Source organism: Mycolicibacter senuensis, assembly GCF_003284925.1.
GTDB classification, from domain to species: Bacteria; Actinomycetota; Actinomycetes; order Mycobacteriales; family Mycobacteriaceae; genus Mycobacterium; species Mycobacterium algericum_A.
Genome location: NZ_QMEX01000074.1, coordinates 1 through 18,685 on the forward strand (window position 1 = coordinate 1; position 18,685 = coordinate 18,685).

The 18,685-nt window shown below is 68.2% G+C and carries 14 protein-coding genes and 2 tRNA genes; 7 read left to right on the forward strand and 9 right to left on the reverse strand.

Annotation, left to right across the window (positions count from 1 at the left end):
• From DQP56_RS15820 to DQP56_RS15830, 3 genes are all read left to right on the forward strand, one after another.
• Window positions 1–6,035 (forward strand): type I polyketide synthase (locus DQP56_RS15820; protein WP_114475774.1); only part of this gene is annotated, 6,035 nt, incomplete at its 5' end.
• Between the two features lie 92 nt (window positions 6,036–6,127).
• Window positions 6,128–6,520 carry a holo-ACP synthase AcpS gene (gene acpS / locus DQP56_RS15825; protein WP_112686977.1) on the forward strand — a complete coding sequence of 131 codons (393 nt, stop codon included), beginning with the start codon at window positions 6,128–6,130 and terminating at the stop codon, window positions 6,518–6,520.
• Window positions 6,517–7,929 (forward strand): dipeptidase, encoded by a 1,413-nt coding sequence (locus tag DQP56_RS15830; protein WP_112686979.1) that lies wholly within the window; start codon window positions 6,517–6,519, stop codon window positions 7,927–7,929. The genes acpS and DQP56_RS15830 overlap by 4 nt, the downstream gene beginning before the upstream one ends.
• Before the next feature lie 6 nt (window positions 7,930–7,935).
• Here the strand turns inward: DQP56_RS15830 and DQP56_RS15835 are convergent, their stop codons facing one another.
• Window positions 7,936–8,409, reverse strand: coding sequence for a VOC family protein (locus tag DQP56_RS15835; protein ID WP_112686981.1), 474 nt, complete (start codon window positions 8,407–8,409; stop codon window positions 7,936–7,938).
• Window positions 8,410–8,433: 24 nt separating this feature from the next.
• On the reverse strand, window positions 8,434–8,919 hold the full coding sequence (bcp, locus tag DQP56_RS15840; RefSeq protein ID WP_112686983.1) for a thioredoxin-dependent thiol peroxidase: 486 nt from the start codon (window positions 8,917–8,919) through the stop codon (window positions 8,434–8,436).
• Between the two features lie 96 nt (window positions 8,920–9,015).
• Between bcp and DQP56_RS15845 the strand changes: the two genes are divergently transcribed.
• Complete coding sequence (locus DQP56_RS15845; protein WP_112686985.1) at window positions 9,016–9,243, forward strand: DUF3618 domain-containing protein; 228 nt, start codon at window positions 9,016–9,018, stop codon at window positions 9,241–9,243.
• Window positions 9,244–9,312: 69 nt separating this feature from the next.
• Here DQP56_RS15845 and DQP56_RS15850 read toward each other — a convergent pair whose 3' ends face one another.
• Window positions 9,313–10,329: a hypothetical protein gene (locus DQP56_RS15850; RefSeq protein ID WP_112686987.1), complete on the reverse strand. Its 1,017-nt coding sequence runs from the start codon at window positions 10,327–10,329 to the stop codon at window positions 9,313–9,315.
• A gap of 698 nt (window positions 10,330–11,027) precedes the next feature.
• Window positions 11,028–11,100: transfer RNA gene (locus tag DQP56_RS15855), tRNA-Lys, on the reverse strand.
• A 153-nt stretch (window positions 11,101–11,253) separates the two neighbouring features.
• Between DQP56_RS15855 and DQP56_RS15860 the strand changes: the two genes are divergently transcribed.
• Window positions 11,254–12,483, forward strand: a complete 1,230-nt coding sequence (locus DQP56_RS15860; protein WP_165825035.1) for a L,D-transpeptidase — start codon at window positions 11,254–11,256, stop codon at window positions 12,481–12,483.
• Between the two features lie 14 nt (window positions 12,484–12,497).
• Here the strand turns inward: DQP56_RS15860 and DQP56_RS24770 are convergent, their stop codons facing one another.
• The 3 genes from DQP56_RS24770 to orn form a co-directional block, all read right to left on the reverse strand.
• The gene (locus DQP56_RS24770) at window positions 12,498–13,208 is read right to left on the reverse strand and encodes a VldE C-terminal domain-containing protein (RefSeq protein ID WP_234825693.1); all 711 of its coding nucleotides are present in this window, start codon (window positions 13,206–13,208) and stop codon (window positions 12,498–12,500) included.
• A gap of 359 nt (window positions 13,209–13,567) precedes the next feature.
• Window positions 13,568–13,640, reverse strand: a tRNA-His gene (locus DQP56_RS15870).
• A gap of 36 nt (window positions 13,641–13,676) precedes the next feature.
• Window positions 13,677–14,333, reverse strand: a complete 657-nt coding sequence (orn, locus tag DQP56_RS15875) for an oligoribonuclease (RefSeq protein ID WP_112686989.1) — start codon at window positions 14,331–14,333, stop codon at window positions 13,677–13,679.
• 63 nt (window positions 14,334–14,396) lie between these two features.
• Between orn and DQP56_RS15880 the strand changes: the two genes are divergently transcribed.
• Complete coding sequence (locus DQP56_RS15880; RefSeq protein ID WP_435673872.1) at window positions 14,397–15,977, forward strand: helicase HerA-like domain-containing protein; 1,581 nt, start codon at window positions 14,397–14,399, stop codon at window positions 15,975–15,977.
• Between the two features lie 46 nt (window positions 15,978–16,023).
• Here DQP56_RS15880 and cmrA read toward each other — a convergent pair whose 3' ends face one another.
• Entirely contained in the window at window positions 16,024–16,830 is an 807-nt protein-coding gene (gene cmrA / locus DQP56_RS15885; RefSeq protein ID WP_112686993.1) for a mycolate reductase, read from the reverse strand.
• Window positions 16,831–16,853: 23 nt separating this feature from the next.
• Here cmrA and DQP56_RS15890 point away from each other — a divergent pair, with 23 nt between their 5' ends.
• On the forward strand, window positions 16,854–18,161 hold the full coding sequence (locus DQP56_RS15890; protein WP_112686995.1) for an MFS transporter: 1,308 nt from the start codon (window positions 16,854–16,856) through the stop codon (window positions 18,159–18,161).
• A gap of 13 nt (window positions 18,162–18,174) precedes the next feature.
• Here DQP56_RS15890 and DQP56_RS15895 read toward each other — a convergent pair.
• The coding region (locus DQP56_RS15895; protein WP_112686997.1) for an MmpS family transport accessory protein at window positions 18,175–18,685 on the reverse strand (511 nt) is incomplete at its 5' end.

Sequence of the window (18,685 nt, forward strand, 5' to 3'; positions counted from 1 at the left end):
ACACCGGGGTGACCGCCACCTTCGGCGCACCGCTGGCGCCGGGACTGTCCACCGTGCCCGACGCGCTGGTCGGCCGGTGCTGGCCCGCGGTGTTCGCTGCCATCGGCGCGGCGACCACCGACGCCGGGTTCCCCGTCGTCGAGGGTCTGCTGTCGCTGGTGCACCTGGACCACGCCGCACACCTGCTGGCCGCGCTGCCGGAGGAGCCGGCCGAATTGAGCGTCACCGCAACGGCTTCGGCGGCCACCGACACGGAGGTCGGACGCGTCGTCCCGGTCTCGGTCACGGTCGCCGCGGCCGATGGCACGGTGCTGGCCACCCTCGAGGAGCGGTTCGCGATCCGCGGGCGCACCGGCGCCGCGGAACTGACCGACCCGGTCCGGGCCGGCGGTGCGGTCTCCGACAACGCCACCGACACGCCGCGGCGGCGCCGTCGCGACGTCACCGTCACCGCGCCGGTGGACATGCGGCCCTTTGCGGTGGTCTCCGGAGACCACAACCCGATCCACACCGACCGGGCCGCCGCGCTGCTGGCCGGCCTCGAATCGCCCATCGTGCACGGCATGTGGCTTTCGGCCGCGGCCCAGCATGTGGTCACGGCCACCGACGGCCAGGCCCGTCCGCCGGCCCGGCTGGTCGGCTGGACCGCGCGTTTCCTGGGCATGGTCAAGCCCGGCGACGACGTCGACTTCCGGGTCGACCGGGTCGGAATCGACCTGGGCGCCGAGGTACTGGAGGTGTCGGCGCGGATCGGTTCGGATCTGGTGATGTCGGCGACCGCGCGGCTGACCGCGCCGAAGACCGTCTACGCGTTCCCCGGACAGGGCATCCAGCACAAGGGCATGGGCATGGAGGTCCGAGCGCGGTCCAAGGCCGCCCGCAAGGTCTGGGACTCGGCGGACAAGTTCACCCGCGAGACCCTCGGCTTCTCGGTGCTGCACGTGGTGCGCGACAACCCGACGTCCCTGATCGCCTCCGGTGTGCACTACCAGCACCCCGAGGGCGTGCTGTACCTGACGCAGTTCACCCAGGTGGCGATGGCCACGGTGGCCGCCGCCCAGGTTGCCGAGATGCGTGAGCAGGGTGCGTTCGTCGAAGGCGCGATCGCCTGCGGTCACTCCGTGGGTGAGTACACCGCGCTGGCGTGCGTCAGCGGTGTCTACGAGCTGGAGGCGTTGCTGGAGGTGGTGTTCCACCGCGGCTCGAAGATGCACGACATCGTGCCGCGTGACGCGTTGGGGCGCTCCAACTACCGATTGGCCGCCATCCGACCGTCGCAGATCGACCTCGACGACGCCGACGTCACCGCGTTCGTCGCCGAGATCGCCGAGCGCACCGGGGAATTCCTGCAGATCGTGAACTTCAACCTGCGGGGTTCGCAGTACGCGATCGCCGGCACGGTGGCCGGCTTGGAAGCCCTTGAGGAAGAGGTGGAGCGGCGCCGCGAGATCTCCGGCGGCAAGCGCTCGTTCATCCTGGTGCCCGGGATCGACGTGCCGTTCCACTCCAGCGTGCTGCGTATCGGCGTGGACGACTTCCGGCGTTCGCTGGAGCGGGTGATGCCGCGGGACAAGGACCCCGAGCTGATCATCGGCCGCTACATCCCCAACCTGGTGCCCAAGCCGTTCAGCCTGGACCGCGAGTTCATCCAGGAGATCCGCGACCTGGTGCCGGCCGAGCCGCTGGACGAGGTGCTGGCCGACTACGACACCTGGCGCAACGAGAAGCCTGCCGAGCTGTGCCGCAAGATCGTTATCGAGCTGCTGGCCTGGCAGTTCGCCAGCCCGGTGCGCTGGATCGAGACCCAGGACCTGCTGTTCATCGAGGAGGCCGCCGGCGGCCTGGGCGTGGAGCGGTTCGTCGAGATCGGGGTGAAGTCGGCCCCGACCGTCGCCGGACTGGCCACCAATACCCTCAAGCTGCCCGAATACGCCCACAGCACAGTGGAAGTGCTCAACGCCGAACGCGACGCCGCGGTGCTGTTCGCCACCGACACCGACCCCGAGCCGGAAGATGAGCCGGTTGCCGAGGATTCCGACGCTGGCGCGTCGGACGGTGCGCCCGTGTCTGATGTCGCCCCGGCCGTCGTCGCGGCTCCGCCTGCGGCACCGTCGGGTGGTCCCCGTCCCGACGACATCGGCTTCGACGCCGCCGACGCCACGCTGGCGCTGATCGCGTTGAGCGCCAAGATGCGTATCGACCAGATCGAGGCGCTGGACTCCATCGAATCCATCACCGACGGCGCGTCGTCGCGACGCAACCAGCTGCTGGTGGACTTGGGTTCGGAGCTGAACCTGGGTGCCATCGACGGTGCCGCCGAGGCCGATCTGGCCGGACTGAAGTCCCAGGTGACCAAGCTGGCGCGCACCTACAAGCCGTACGGCCCGGTGCTGACCGACGCCATCAACGATCAGCTGCGCACCGTGCTGGGGCCGTCGGGCAAGCGCCCGGCCGCCATCGCCGAACGGGTCAAGAAGACCTGGGAGCTCGGCGACGGCTGGGCCAAGCACGTCACCGTCGAGGTGGCGCTGGGCACCCGCGAAGGCAGCAGTGTGCGAGGCGGTGCCCTGGGAGGCCTGCACGAGGGTGCGCTGGCCGATGCGGCCGCGGTCGACAAGGTCGTGGACAATGCTGTCGCTGCCGTCGCCGCCCGCCGCGGTGTGGCCGTCAGTCTGCCGTCGGCCGGCGGTGGTGGCGGTGCGACGGTCGATGCCGCCGCGCTGGGTGAGTTCACCGAGCAGATCACCGGCCGGGACGGCGTGCTCGCCTCGGCGGCCCGGCTGGTGCTGGGTCAGCTCGGTTTCGACGACGCGGTGACCGTGGCAGAGGCTGCCACCGACGGCGAGCTGATCGACCTGGTCAGCGCCGAGCTGGGGTCGGACTGGCCGCGGCTGGTGGCGCCGGTGTTCGACGGGCGCAAGGCGGTGCTGTTCGACGACCGGTGGGCCAGCGCCCGCGAGGACCTGGTCAAGCTGTGGCTGACAGACGAGGGCGACATCGACGCCGACTGGCCGCGGCTCGCCGAGCGCTTCGAAGGCACCGGCCACGTCGTCGCCACCCAGGCAACCTGGTGGCAGGGCAAAGCGCTGGCGGCGGGACGGCAGATTCACGCCTCGCTGTTCGCCCGCATCGCTGCGGGCGCGGAGAACCCCGGCAAGGGCCGCTACGCCCACGAGGTCGCGGTGGTGACCGGTGCGTCGAAGGGCTCGATCGCCGCGTCGGTGGTCGGACAGCTGCTCGACGGCGGCGCGACCGTCATCGCAACCACCTCCAAGCTCGACGACGACCGGCTGGGCTTCTACCGCAACCTCTACCGCGACCACGCCCGGTTCGGGGCGGCGCTGTGGGTGGTGCCGGCCAACATGGCCTCCTACGCCGACATCGACGCGCTCGTCGAATGGGTGGGCACCGAGCAGTCCGAAAACCTTGGGCCGCAGTCGATTCACCTCAAGGACGCGCAGACCCCGACGCTGCTGTTCCCGTTCGCTGCGCCGCGCGTGGCCGGAGACCTCTCGGAGGCCGGTGCGCGTGCCGAGATGGAGATGAAGGTGCTGCTGTGGGCGGTGCAGCGGCTCATCGGCGGCCTGTCGAAGATCGGCGCCGAACGCGACATCGCCTCCCGGCTGCACGTGGTGCTGCCCGGCTCGCCCAACCGCGGCATGTTCGGCGGTGACGGCGCCTACGGCGAGGCCAAGGCCGCGCTGGACGCGGTGGTGGCGCGCTGGAAAGCCGAGTCGTCGTGGGCGTCTCGGGTCAGCCTGGCGCACGCCCTGATCGGCTGGACCCGCGGCACCGGGCTGATGGGCCACAACGACGTCATCGTCGACGCGGTCGAGGAAGCCGGCGTCACCACCTACTCGACCGAGCAGATGGCAGCCATGCTGCTGGGTCTGTGCGACGTCGAATCCAAGGTGGCCGCGGCCAATGCGCCGATCGAGGCCGACCTCACCGGCGGACTGGCCGAGGCGAACCTGGACATGGCCGAGCTGGCCGCCAAAGCCCGCGAGGAGATGACGGCCGAAACCGCGGCCGAAGAGGCCGCAGAGTCCGCGAATACCATTGCGGCACTGCCGAGCCCGCCGCGCGGTTACACCCCGGCGCCGCCGCCGGCCTGGGATGATCTCGACGTCGACCTGGCCGACCTGGTGGTCATCGTCGGCGGCGCCGAGCTGGGCCCGCTGGGCTCGTCGCGCACCCGGTTCGAGATGGAGGTCTCCGGCGAGCTGTCGGCCGCCGGGGTGCTCGAACTGGCCTGGACCACCGGACTGATCAAGTGGGAAGACGACCCGACCCCCGGCTGGTACGACACCGAAACCGGGGAGCTCGTCGACGAATCCGAGCTCGTCGAGCGCTACCACGACACCGTGGTGGAGCGAGTGGGCATTCGCGAATTCGTTGATGACGGCGCGATCGACCCCGATCACGCCTCGCCGCTGCTGGTCAGCGTGTTCCTGGACAAGGACTTTTCGTTCGTGGTCTCCAGCGAGGCCGACGCGCGGGCGTTCGTCGAGTTCGACCCCGAGCACACCGTGGTGCGTCCGGTGCCGGATTCGTCCGACTGGCAGGTGATCCGCAAGGCGGGCACCGAGATCCGGGTGCCCCGCAAGAGCAAGCTGTCGCGCACCGTGGGCGCCCAGATCCCGACCGGGTTCGACCCGACGGTGTGGGGGATCAGCCAGGACATGGCCACCTCCATCGACCGGGTGGCGCTGTGGAACATCGTCGCCACCGTGGACGCGTTCCTGTCGGCCGGCTTCACCCCGACCGAGCTGATGCGCTGGGTGCACCCGTCGCTGGTGGCCAGCACGCAGGGCACCGGTATGGGCGGCATGACCTCGATGCAGACCATGTATCACGGCAACCTGCTGGGACGATCCAAGCCCAACGACATCCTGCAGGAGGTTTTGCCCAACGTCGTTGCCGCGCACGTGGTGCAGAGCTACGTCGGGTCCTACGGCGCGATGATCCACCCGGTGGCCGCCTGTGCCACCGCGGCGGTGTCGGTCGAGGAGGGCGTCGACAAGATCCGGTTGGGCAAGGCCGAGCTGGTGGTCACCGGCGGCTACGACGACCTGACCCTGGAAGCGATCATCGGCTTCGGTGACATGGCGGCCACCGCCGACACCGAGATGATGCGCGCCAAGGGCATCAGCGACTCGAAGTTCTCCCGAGCCAACGACCGCCGCCGGTTGGGCTTCGTCGAGGCGCAGGGTGGGGGCACCATCCTGCTGGCGCGCGGCGACCTGGCGGCCAAGATGGGCTTGCCGGTGCAGGCGGTGGTGGCCTACGCGCAGAGCTTCGCCGACGGCGTGCACACCTCCATCCCGGCACCCGGCCTGGGGGCGCTCGGCGCCGGCCGCGGTGGCAAGGACTCGTTGCTGGCCCGCTCGCTGGCCAAGCTCGGTGTCGGGCCCGACGACGTCGCGGTGGTCTCCAAGCACGACACCTCGACGCTGGCCAACGACCCCAACGAGACCGAGCTGCACGAGCGGCTGGCCGACTCGATGGGGCGCGCGCAAGGGGCCCCGCTGTTCGTGATCAGCCAGAAGAGCCTGACCGGGCACGCCAAGGGCGGCGCGGCGGTCTTCCAGCTGATGGGCTTGTGCCAGGTGCTGCGCGACGGCGTCATCCCGCCCAACCGCAGCCTGGACTGCGTCGACGACGAGCTGGCCACCGCCGGGCACTTCGTGTGGGTGCGGGAGCCGCTGCACCTGGGGGAGAAGTTCCCGCTCAAGGCGGGCCTGGTCACCAGCCTCGGGTTCGGCCACGTCTCCGGTCTGGTGGCGCTGGTGCACCCGGCGGCGTTCCTGGCCGCGCTGGACCCGAGCCAGCGGGAGGCGTACCTGGAGCAGGCTTCCAGCCGTGTGCTCGACGGTCAGCGTCGGCTCGCCTCGGCGATCGCCGGCGGCCGCCCGATGTATGAGCGGCCCGCGGACCGGCGGTTCGACCACGACACGTCGGAGAAGCGCCAGGAGTCGGCGATGCTGCTCAACCCGGCGGCACGGCTCGGCGACGGCGACGTCTACATCGGCTGACCGGCGAGCGTGCGCGTCCCCGGCCGACACGCCGTGGATGAGACCGTTTGTGCGCACCCTCGCGGGTCGGTAGAAGGGGGATAGTCACTGCCATGAGCATTGTGGGAGTGGGGATCGACCTCGTTTCGATCCCCGACTTCGCCGAGCAGGTCGACCAGCCGGGAACTGTTTTCGCCGAGACGTTCACTCCCGGCGAGCGTCGCGACGCTTCCGATAAGAGTTCGTCGGCGGCGCGGCATCTGGCGGCCCGGTGGGCGGCCAAGGAGGCGGTGATCAAGGCGTGGTCGGGGTCGCGGTTCGCCCAGAAACCGGTGCTGCCGGAGGCGATCCACCGTGACATCGAGGTGGTCACCGACATGTGGGGGCGCCCGAAGGTGCGGCTCTCGGGCGAGATCGCCCGGCATTTGGCGGACGTGACGATCCATGTGTCGCTCACTCACGAGGCCGACACTGCCGCGGCCGTCGCCATCCTGGAGGTCAATTGACGCCGAGCAGACATGAAAGCCCCCAAAATGGTGCGTCGCAGGGGGCTTTCGCGTCTGCTCGCCCGGAAGAACTGGTCCAGCGGGTGCGCGACCTGCTGCCGTCGGTACGGGCCGACCTGGAAGACCTGGTGCGCATCGAATCGGTGTGGGCGGACCCGGCGCGGCGCCCCGAGGTGCATCGCAGTGCACAACTGACCGCGGACCTGCTGAGCCAGGCGGGTTTTCCGGAGGTGCGAATCGTCGCAGCGGGCGGCGCACCGGCCGTCATCGCCCGCTATCCGGCGCCCGAAGGCGCGCCGACAGTGTTGCTCTACGCCCACCACGACGTGCAGCCCGAGGGCGACGCCGGCCAGTGGGCGTCGCCGCCGTTCGAACCGACCGAACGCGACGGCCGACTCTACGGCCGCGGCAGCGCCGACGACAAGGCCGGTATCGCAACACATCTGGCGGCCTTCCGAGCGCACGACGGGCAACCGCCCATCGGGGTGACGGTCTTCATCGAGGGCGAGGAGGAGTCGGGCTCGCCGTCACTGGGCGCACTGCTCGCCGAGCACCGCAATGCGCTGCGCGCCGATGTGATCGTCATCGCCGACTCCGACAACTGGAGCACCGAGGTTCCGGCGCTGACGGTGTCACTGCGCGGGTTGGCCGACTGTGTGGTGGAAGTTGCCACCTTGGACCACGGCCTGCATTCGGGGTTGTGGGGCGGGGTGGTGCCCGATGCACTGAGCGTGCTGGTGCGGCTGCTGGCAAGTCTGCATGATGATGACGGCAACGTCGCGGTTGCGGGGCTTCACGAAGAAGGGCGGGGGCCTTCGGATTTCCCGGCTTACCCGCCGGAACGGGTACGGGCAGACACCGGACTGCTCGACGGGGTTGCCGAGATCGGTTCCGGCTCGGTGCCGCAGCGGCTGTGGGCCAAACCGGCGATCACCGTCATCGGGATCGACACCACCAGCGTTGCGGCGTCGTCGAACACGCTGATTCCACGGGCGCGCGCCAAGATCAGCATGCGGGTAGCCCCTGGAGGCGACGCGGCGAAGCACCTGGATGCACTGAAATCGCATCTGGAACAACACGTCCCATGGGGGGCGCAGCTGACCGTCACCCCCGGTGATGTCGGTCAGCCGTATGCCATCGACGCCACCGGCCCGGTGTATGAGGCCGCCAGGGCCGCGTTCCGGCAAGCATGGGGCGTCGAACCGGTCGACATGGGTATGGGTGGTTCGATCCCGTTCATCGCGGAGTTCGCCGCCGCCTATCCGCAGGCCACCATCCTGGTCACCGGGGTGGAAGATCCGGCAACGCAGGCGCACAGCGTCAATGAGAGCCTGCACCTGGGGGTGCTGGAACGGGCCGCCACCGCCGAGGCGCTGCTGCTGGCGAAGCTGGGTAGGTTGACCGCGTAGACGCACTCACGGCCCGGCGGCCGCTGCTTCCAGCCCGGCGATGTCGAGCTTGACCATCGCGTACATGGCCTGCTTCACCCGGGCCACCCGGTCACGATCCGGGTCGGTCATCAGCTCCGACAGCCGCTGCGGGATCACCTGCCAGGACAGGCCGTAGCGATCGGTGAGCCAGCCGCACTGAATTTCCTTGCCGCCGCGGCCCAGGCGGTCCCAGTAGTAGTCGACCTCCGCCTGGTCGGCGCAGTAGACCTGGATCGAGACGGCCTCGTTGAACGTGAAATCCGGTCCGCCGTTGATCGCCGAGAATGCCCGGCCGTCCAGATCGAACAACACCTCCAGCGGGGTGCCGTCGCGCTCGGGATTCTCCGGGCCCCAGTACGAGATGTCGGTGACCGTCGAATCGGGAAAGATCGAGACGTAGTACGCGGCGGCCTCCAACGCCTGGGTGTCGAACCACAAACTGGTCCGCGTCACTGGCATGAGCTGCTCCTTACCAAGTGGTGGCTACACCGACAGGTCCCGCCGCAGCTTGGCCACATGACCGGTGGCCCGCACGTTGTACTGCGCGACGGCGATCTTGCCCTGCTCGTCGACGACGAACGTCGAGCGGATGACGCCCTGCACGGTCTTGCCGTACATCTTCTTCTCCCCGAACGCGCCCCAGGCCGCGAGCACGGTGCGGTCCGAGTCGGACAGCAGCGGAAACGTCAGCCCTTCGGCGTCGCGGAACTTGGCCAGCTTGGCGGGCTTGTCCGGGGAGATGCCGACGACGTCGAGACCGGCGTCGTTGAACTCACCCAGATTGTCCCGGAAGTCGCAGGCCTGCTTGGTGCAGCCGGGGGTGGAGGCCGCCGGGTAGAAGTAGACGACGACCCGCCGTCCCCGGTAGTCGGCCAGTGACACGGTGTTGCCGTCGGCGTCGGGAAGGCTGAATGCGGGCGCTTCGTCGCCGGGCGCCAGGCGTACGGAGTCGGTCGCTCGGTCCTCCACTGATAACCCCTTTCTGCTCGCCGGAGCGTGCGACCACGCCCGGCTGCTCTAGGGTAGTTCGGCAGGGCCAGCATCAGGCGGACAGGGAGGACGACAGTGGCGGAGCGCGATCCCGACACGATCAAGAAGGACATCGACGCCGCGCGCGAGCAGCTGGCGTCGACAGTCGACATCCTCGCCGATCGGGCCAACCCCCGCCACCTGGCCGAGCGCGCCAAGATCCGCGCGGTCGAGATCGTCACCAAACCCGCGGTGATGGCCTCGCTGGCCGGTGTCGGCGGCCTGCTCGTGGTACTGGCGATCCGCCGGATTCGCAACCGCTGAGCCCAGCGACGCTACGGCAAAACGGCCGGGAAGGATCAAGTCCCTCCCGGCCGTCGTGCACCGCAACTGTCAGGCGCCCCAGATACTGCCGTCGAACAGGCTTGACAGGAAGTCCCCGCCAAACAGGTCGGCTCCGGTCTCCCCAGGGTCAGGAACGTCCACGGCGTTGACCGGCAGGTGCGCGGTGCCCACCGTGATCGCCTCGGCCGCCCGTGCCGCCCACTCGTTCGTCAGCAGGTCATAGATGCCACCTTCGGTGAGCAGACCTGTGAAGACATCGCCGGTCTCGGGCACGACGTACCCGTTGAGGTAGCTGTTCAACACGTCAGCGGGCAGGTTGAACAGTGCCTGGAAGTCGCCCCCGGATGCCGCGCCGATGCTCTCAGTCAGCTGGTAGATGGCACCGATCGTCGGCGCCATCAGCGCGTCGCTGGCTTGCTTGATAAAGGCCCAACCGTCGAGGGGGCCGATGAACTCGTTCAGCAGGCTCGACTGGTTCATCGCCTCCAGGGCGGGGATGGACAACACCGGGCCCAGGGCTTTGCCGATGTCCTCAATGCCGTACAGCAGCCAGATGTTCACATGGTTGAAAGCCCCGAAGAAGTCCCCGTTCTGGAGTGACTCGGATACCTGATTCGACAACTCCTCCAACCCCGGGTACCGGAGGTGCTCTCCACCGACGATGGCCTCGCCGCCATCCCCGTTGACCATCAGGTTGATCGCATGGTTGATGCCGGCGAAGCCCGAGGTGACGAAGCGCGGGTCCAGACCCTCCCGGTGGTCCAGCGGGACGTTCTCCATGCCCATGATCAGCTGGCTGTAGTCGCTCTGGTTGCTGGCGTACTGGTCCAGCAACGCGTTGACGTTGGAGTTCTCCGTCAGCGCGGCGATACTCTCGCTGGTCCGCTCGAACAGCGACTCCCAGCCCGTCAACTGCACGGCGTGGTGCCGGAAGTCCTGCAGTGCCGGCGCAATCGGGTTGACGGCGATCAGGCCCGCTCCCGCCAAGGCGATCCCGGCGGCCGCGATCCGGGTCGCCTGCCCGCTACGGCGCCTGGACGTATGAGGATGTAAGACGAACTCCACAGCTAGCTCCTTGTCGATTTCCTGTACTGGGCCCGAGAGTTAGGCCACAGAATCCTGCGAGCATGAGAATAGCCAATACATCGTAGGCAAACCTAACCTAACCCCGAAAACGCTGGGTGAACATTAGGTGGACCCGATATCTTGCTTCGGCGTATACCTAGCGTGTCGGCCCACTCAGCGGACGGAGCAAATCCAGGTCCCAGGCTGCCACACCTTGGCGCCGAACGGCGTAGACAGCGCTAAAACCAAGGTACACGGCAAGGTTCCGGGCCGCGCATTCGCGCGACCCCGCACCGAAATGCGCCCGAAGCCAGCGAACATACTTACCGTTCAGGTTGTAGTACGAGGCCTGAGCCAAGTGTGAGGACAACGCAGCGGCGGCCACGGACGTGTCGGGCCGAATAGTTGCTCCCCAGCGGCCACTCGTCCGGAATCGTACACATCCCGCCATGCGCGAGTCCGGCTCGGGGTGGCGCGGCGAAAGGAGGTCGGCCTCCCACCCGTGCTCCGCGGAGGGCATCCTGGTCAGGGCTGGGAGAGGGCGATCTCGGATCGGTCATCGGCGGCGACATAGGGATCGAGCCGTCGGGCCGACCGCCCGCCCGGAGCGCCGGGTAAATAGCGAGGATCGTCACTTCCAGCCTGAATGCGTACACCCGGGGGGGGTGTAGCAGAACTGTGAACTACCTGCTGAGCTGTGCGCCGTCAGGGTTTCGAACCCCGGACCCGCTGATTAAGAGTCAGCTGCTCTACCAACTGAGCTAACGGCGCTGGGCGGTCACGACCGCGAGGAAGACAATAACAGGCGCCGCGCCGCGGAGAAAAATCAGCTGGCAAGGGGCCAGGGTCGCACGCGGAGCGGCATGCCCGATTACCCACTAGACTGCGTGCGAGCAGTTTGAGCTGGGTCAGGTGGGAAAAGGCATGGGGCAGGTTCGTTCGACACAACGTTGCCGGGGGTATCGGTCCCGGCTGGCGGCGGTGCTGATGGTGCCGGTTGCGGTGTTGGGGCTGAGCGCCTGCGGCGGCAATGCCGACGCGGAGGCGACGAAGATCATCGCCGACAAGGGCACCCCGTTCGCCGACCTGCTGGTGCCCAAGGTCACCGCGTCGGTCACCGACAAGGCGGTCGGCGTGGCGGTGGACACACCTGTGACGGTGACCGCCGAAGACGGCGTGCTTGATTCGGTCACCATGGTCAACGAATACGGTGCGGTGGTCGACGGCAAGCTCAGCCCCGACGGGTTGACCTGGTCGACGACCGAGCCGCTCGGCTACAACAAGCGCTACACGATGAACGCCAAATCCCTGGGGCTGGGCGGGGTGACCAGCCGGCAGATGACGTTCCAGACCCATTCGCCGCAGAACCTGACCATGCCGTATGTCATGCCGCGCGACGGCGAGGTGGTCGGCGTCGGTCAGCCGGTGGCGATCCGGTTCGACGAGAACATCGCTGACCGGGTGGCGGCCGAAAAGGCGATCGAGATCACCACCGATCCGCCGGTGGCGGGCGCGTTCTACTGGCTGAACAATCGCGAAGTACGGTGGCGGCCACAGTCTTTCTGGAGGCCCGGGACCAGGATCGACGTGGCGGTCAACACCTACGGCGTGGATCTGGGCAACGGCGTGTTCGGCCAGGACGACGCCTCGAGTCACTTCGTCATCGGCGACGAGGTCATCGCGACCATCGATGACAACACCAAGTCGATGGTGGTGCGGGTCAACGGTGAGATCGTCAAGACCATGCCGGTGTCGATGGGCAAGGACAGCACGCCGACGAACAACGGCACCTACATCGTCGGCGAACGTTTCCCGCACATCGTGATGGATTCCTCGACCTACGGGGTGCCGGTCAACTCACCCAACGGCTACCGCACCGACGTGGACTGGGCCACGCAGATCTCCTACAGCGGGATCTTCGTGCACTCGGCGCCGTGGTCGGTGGGCGCCCAGGGTTACTCCAACGCCAGCCACGGCTGCATCAACGTCAGTCCCAGCAACGCATTGTGGTTCTACGACCACGTCAAGCGTGGCGACGTGGTGCAGATCAGCAATACGAGCGGGCCGCTGCTGCCTGGCACCGAGGGCCTCGGCGACTGGAATGTGCCCTGGTCGCAATGGGAAGCCGGCAACGCGCAGGATCCGGTTCGCTGACGTCCTAGCGGGCCTCAGACAGGGGCCGGTTCGCCTTCTTCGCGCAGGTACTCCTCGCCGCCGTTGGGGTATCCGCCGCCGAACGTGGTGATGTGCACGTGGTCGTAGTGGCCGTTGCCTCGGCCGCTGGGCCCGGCCGGCGTGTAGTAGGTGCCGCGCCAGATCGCGTCCTGTAGCGCGAACCGGCCGGCGTTGCGCAGCGCGTAGGCCACGATTTCATCGCCGAGGGCGATACCCTCCGGGCTGCCCGGGTTGGGGATCATGATGTCGATCGCCAGCCCCGACGGGTGCCAGCGCTGCCCATCCGGCCGGACGCCGACCATATTGTGCACCTGCGGGAACGCCTCGCTGATGCTGCGTGAGAGGAGGATCGTCTTGACCTGCATGCCGCGCTCATTGGCGATGCCGGGCGGCAGCGCGTGCGGCGCCGGCATGGACCAGTTGGTCAGCAGGTCGGGCGCCGGCGGCCCCCAGTCCTGTGGCGGGGGCGGCGGCGCGTCTTCGGGAGGCGGCGGCAGATCCTCGGGTGGGGGCGGCGGCCCGTCTTCCGGGGGCGGCGGTGGCGCGTCCTCAGGGTGCGGCGCTTCGGCGATGGCCGCGGGTTCGTCGTTGTGTCCCGGGTCGGCGCCGGCGTTGCCGGCCATAAAGACGGCGGCCGGCAACACAGCCGTCGCCGCCAGAACCGAGGATTTCATGCGCAGATCAAGCAGTCCTTGCGTGAGCACGCAGGGCACCGTAACCAAAACGTGACATTCGCGCCAAACCGGCGCGCCCTGATTACGTTACAAAAACCTACCGCGGTGACACTTTTTGGCGACTGGACCCGCCGCGCTTCAGCCGGTGTCAACGGCAGCTACAGCACATGTGACCTGCGCAATTACGATATTCGGCGGCTGCAGCCCGACTGCGCCGCCGGGTCTGCGCTTAGGCGGATGCGGAGTGTGGCGTAGATCTCGTTGGCGGACGGGGTTAGACGGTAGGTAGTCAGGGACGACGAGCTATGCCATCACCGCTGTATCAACGAGTCCGGTCGGGACCCAGCCAAAGAAAAAGGTCGAAGGGCCAAAGCCCTCCGACCTATCGGGGTGGCTGACGGGACTCGAACCCGCGACACCCAGGATCACAACCTGGTGCTCTACCAACTGAACTACAGCCACCATCGCTGCTCGCCGAAGCGAGCAGCGTCGTCGATACTAGCCGCTCGGGCGCTCGGCAACCGAATCGATTACCCCGGACGCCTCCGACGGCGGTCCCAGTTCCGCGGCGACCACGGCGATGTCGCTGGTAGGCGGTCCGGGAGGGGCGACGAACGCGGTGCGGCGGTAGAACTTCAGCTCACGGATGGATTCATGGATGTCGGCGAGCGCCCGGTGCGCCAGCCCCTTCTCCGGCTGGCCGAAGTAAATCCGCGGATACCAGCGCCGGCACAACTCCTTGATCGAGCTGACGTCGATCATCCGATAGTGCAGGTAGTCGTCGAGCGCGGGCATGTCACGGGCCAGGAAACCCCGGTCGGTGCCGATCGAGTTGCCCGCCAGCGGAGCCGTCTTGGCCTGCTTGACGTGGGTTCGGACGTAGTCGAGCACCATCTTCTCGGCGGTCGCCAGGTCGACGGTCGAAGCCCTGACCTCGTCGATCAGCCCGGATCGGGTGTGCATGTCCGTCACGACGTCGCTCATCGCGTCGAGGTCGGCGTCGTCGGCGTGGATCACCACGTCGATACCGTCGCCGAGGATGTTCAGCTCACCGTCGGTGACCAACGCGGCGATCTCGATCAGCTTGTCCGAGCCCAGATCCAGGCCGGTCATCTCGCAGTCGATCCAGACCAGTTCGTCTCGCGCAACGCTCACAAGTAGCCCAGGTTAGCCGTTCGCCGCCGTCGTGGCCGCATACCGGTGCCCTCCGGCCAAGTAATGTCGTGGCCTGTGAGTCCCGATTCGGCGGCGAACGCCGCACAGCAGATCGCCGCCGGCTACACCGCCGAGGGCCAGGCCCTGGAATTGGGCACGGTCGTCATCGACGGCACCGCCGACCCGACCGCGCAGGTCCGCATCCCACTCGCCACCTTGAACCGCCACGGGCTGGTGGCCGGCGCGACCGGCACGGGCAAGACCAAGACGCTGCAGGTGATCGCCGAGCAGCTGTCGGCGGCCGGCGTTCCGGTGCTGATGGCCGACGTCAAGGGTGACCTGTCCGGGCTGTCGCGGCCCGGTGAGTCCGGGAACAAGATCACCGAACGCGCCACCGATACCGGTGACGAGTGGACTCCGACCGAGTTCCCGACGGAGTTCCTGTCACTGGGCACCGACGGCATCGGTGTGCCGGTGCGGGCCACCATCTCCAGCTTCGGCCCGATCCTGTTGTCGAAAGTGCTGGGACTCAATGCCACCCAGGAATCGACACTGGGGCTGATCTTCCACTGGGCCGACCAGAACGGCTACCTGCTGTTGGACTTGAAGGATTTGCGTTCGGTGATCACGTTTTTGACCAGTGATGCCGGCAAGCCTCAACTGAAGAACCTCGGCGGGGTATCGGCTCAGACCGCGGGGGTGATCTTGCGTGCTCTGGTCAACCTGGAGGCCGAAGGCGGCGACACCTTCTTCGGCGAACCGGAGCTCAAGCCGGAAGACTTGCTGCGCACCGACGGTCAGGGCCGCGGCATCATCTCGCTGCTGGAACTCGGCGATCAAGCTGCCCGCCCGGTGTTGTTCTCCACCTTCTTGATGTGGGTGCTCGCCGACCTGTTCACGCTGCTTCCCGAGGTCGGCGATATCGACAAGCCGAAGCTGGTGTTCTTCTTCGACGAGGCGCACCTGCTGTTCACCGACGCCTCCAAGGCGTTCCTGCAGCAGGTCGAACAGACCGTGAAGCTGATCCGCTCCAAGGGCGTCGGGGTGTTCTTCTGCACCCAACTGCCCACCGATGTGCCCACCAACGTGCTGTCCCAGCTGGGCGCCCGGATCCAGCATGCGCTGCGTGCGTTCACCCCAGATGACCAGAAGGCGCTGAGCAAGACCGTGCGCACCTACCCCAAAACCACGGTGTATGACCTGGAGTCGGCGCTGACGTCACTGGGAATCGGCGAGGCGATCGTCACCGTCCTGTCGGAGAGGGGCGCCCCGACCCCGGTCGCTTGGACGCGGCTGCGGGCACCGCGATCGCTGATGGCGTCCGTCGGCGACGCGGCGATCACCGCGGCGGCCACGGCGAGCCCGCTGCACGCCGTCTACAGCGAGACGGTGGATCGCGAGTCGGCCTATGAGATCTTGTCCCGCAAGCTCGCATCGGGGCAGGGCAGTGCGCCGCCATCCGACGCCCAGGGGTATGACGAGCTGCCGCCGCCGCCGAAAGTGCACTGGTGGACGCGGTTCGGTCGCTGGCTCGCCCGCTTCCTCTCAACCCGGGAGGGCAAGCAGGTGACACGTGCCGTCACTACCGTGGTGGTCGGTCAGATCACGCGCGGCGCGATGGGCACCGGCCGTCGCAGAAGGTGATTTTGCGGCGACCCGCTTCGATCGCCGCTGACCTGGAGGGCGCTAGCTAACCCCCGCCGAGCTTCTTGTAGACCGCGCCGACGATCGGCGTGACGATGGCACGCGGAGCGTACCCGCTGGCCACCGACATGGCCTTCGACGTGATCCCGGGCACGACGCGCATCTTGTTGCGCTCCAAGGCATCCAGCGAGAGCTTGGCGGTGTGTTGGGTGGAGATCCACAGAAAATCCGGGATCAGCTTGTCGACCAAGGAGGCTTCGGCGGCATCGGGCATCTCGGCACGCACCGGCCCCGGCGCCAGCAGTGTCACGTGCACCCCGGACTTGAGCAGTTCACCGCGCAGCGACTCGCTGAAGGTGTTGGCGAAGGCCTTGGTCGCGGCATAGGTGGCGTTGTTGGGAATCGGGGAGTTGCCGGCCGCCGAACCCGAGATCAGGATCCCGCCGGCGCGGCGAACCAGCATGCCCGGCAGCACCGCCAACACCAGATCGTGCACCGCGATCGCATTCAGTTGCACTTGGGCCTTCTCGGTGGCCGGATCGAGATTGGCGATCGGCCCGAACGTCGCGGTGCCGGCGTTGGCGCACAACACCGAGACCTCCCGCCCGGCCAGTTCGCTACAGAATTCATCGCGGGCCGGCGGATCGGCCAGGTCGACCGCCCGGACCTCCACGGTGACCCGGTATTTGTCGCGCAGCCGGGCCGCCACCTCGTCGAGCACGTCTTCTCGGCGCGCGGTGATGATCAGCGAGTGGCCCCGGGCGGCCAGCTCGGTGGCCAGCGCTTCGCCGATGCCCTGGGACGCTCCGGTGACGACGGCGCGGGCATCCGGGCTGGGAGCAGGCACTGGCATGGGCCAATCGTAGAGTGCCAGGCATGAATGCCACGGGAGTGGTCAGATCCGGTCGATCGCGGATCGTGGCATGGGCGTTGTGGGATACCGGTTCCGCGGCCGTCAGCGCGATCGCGGTGACGTTCGTGTTCTCGGTCTATCTGACCAGCAGCGTCGGCGCGGACCTGCCCGGCGCGGTGTCGCCGGCCAGTTGGCTGGGCCGCACGCTGGCCCTCTCCGGGGTGACCGTGGCCGTGGTGGCGCCGCTGATCGGAGTGTGGGTGGCGACCCCGCATCGCCGCCGGGTGACGCTGGCGGTGCTGACCGGTGCCGCGGCGGTGCTGATCGCGGCGATGAGCCTGATCCGCGATGAGCCCGCCTACCTGGCGCCGGGGTTGGTGCTGCTGGCGCTGACCGCCGCCTGCGGTGAGCTGGCCAGCGTCCCCTACAACGCCATGCTGCGCCAAGTGTCGACTCCGCAGAACTCCGGGCGGATCTCCGGATTCGGCTGGGCGGCAGGCTATGCCGGCAGTGTGGTCTTGCTGCTGCTGGTCTATGTCGGCTTCATCGCCGGCAGCGGCCCGGAACGCGGTCTGCTGGGCTTGCCCGCCGCGGACGGTCAGAACGTCCGGGCGGCGATGCTGTTGGCCGCCGGGTGGCTGGCCGTCTTCGCGTTGCCGCTGCTGCTCAGCGCCCACCGGTTTGCCGGCGCCGACGAGCCGGCGCCGCCACGCCCGGGCCTGCTCGGCGGATATCGCCAGTTGTGGCGCGACATCAGCGCCGAATGGCGCCGCGACCGCAACTTGGTCTTCTACCTGGTGGCCAGTGCGATCTTCCGCGATGGGCTGGCCGGCGTGTTCGCCTTCGGGGCGGTGCTCGGCGTCACCGTTTACGGCATCTCGAGCGGCGACGTGCTGATCTTCGGGGTGGCCGCCAGTGTGGTGGCAGCACTCGGGGCGGTCGCCGGGGGCCTGCTCGATGACCGGATCGGCTCCAAGACGGTGATCGTCGGGTCGCTGGCGGCCATGGTCGCCGCCGGGACCACGCTGATGGCACTGACGGGTCCGGGGGCGTTCTGGGCCTGCGGTCTGCTGCTCTGCCTGTTCATCGGGCCCACCCAGTCCTCGGCGCGCACGCTGTTGCTGCGGATGGCGCAGCAAGGCCGGGAGGGGTTCGAAGGGGTTGCGTTCGGGCTCTACACCATGACCGGTCGCGCCGTGTCGTTCCTGGCGCCGTGGCTGTTCTCGGTGTTCGTCGATGTCTTCCGCAGCGACCGGGCCGGCATGGGCGGGCTGTGCACCGTGCTGGTGCTCGGATTGCTGGCGATGCTGGGAGTGCGCGCGCCGCGGTGAGCGGCCTAACGGCTCAACCGGCCGCTGCGCACACCGTGAGGATCGAACCGGTGCGCTGGCGCACCTGGGTGCCGTCCACCGACACCGAGCAGGTGATCTGCTCGCCGAAGTTGACCACCGTGACCGCCGCCGCGGTCGTCGCCGGCGGCGTCAGAGTGACCTGCTTGCGCCACGGCAGCGTCACGTTGAACTCGGTCTGCAGCATTCCACCGGTGTCGATGTAGGCGATGCTGAGCGCCCGGCCGGTCCCGGTGACGCTGTAGACGATCGTCTCGGGAACCCCTGCGGTCGTCGACGTGGTCGGTGGCGGCGTGCTCGGCGTGGTGCTGGGCGTCGAGGACCGCGGTGGCGGCGTGGTGGTCGGGGTGCGCTTGGGAATCGGCGTGCTCGGCGCCGTCGGCAACGGCGAAACCGGTGTGACCGTAGCCGAATTGCGCCCCGAGCCGTTGGCGATCACCAGGGCGATCACCATGCCGACCACCAACAGCACCGCGCCACCGGCCACCAGCCACAGCCAGTTCGGG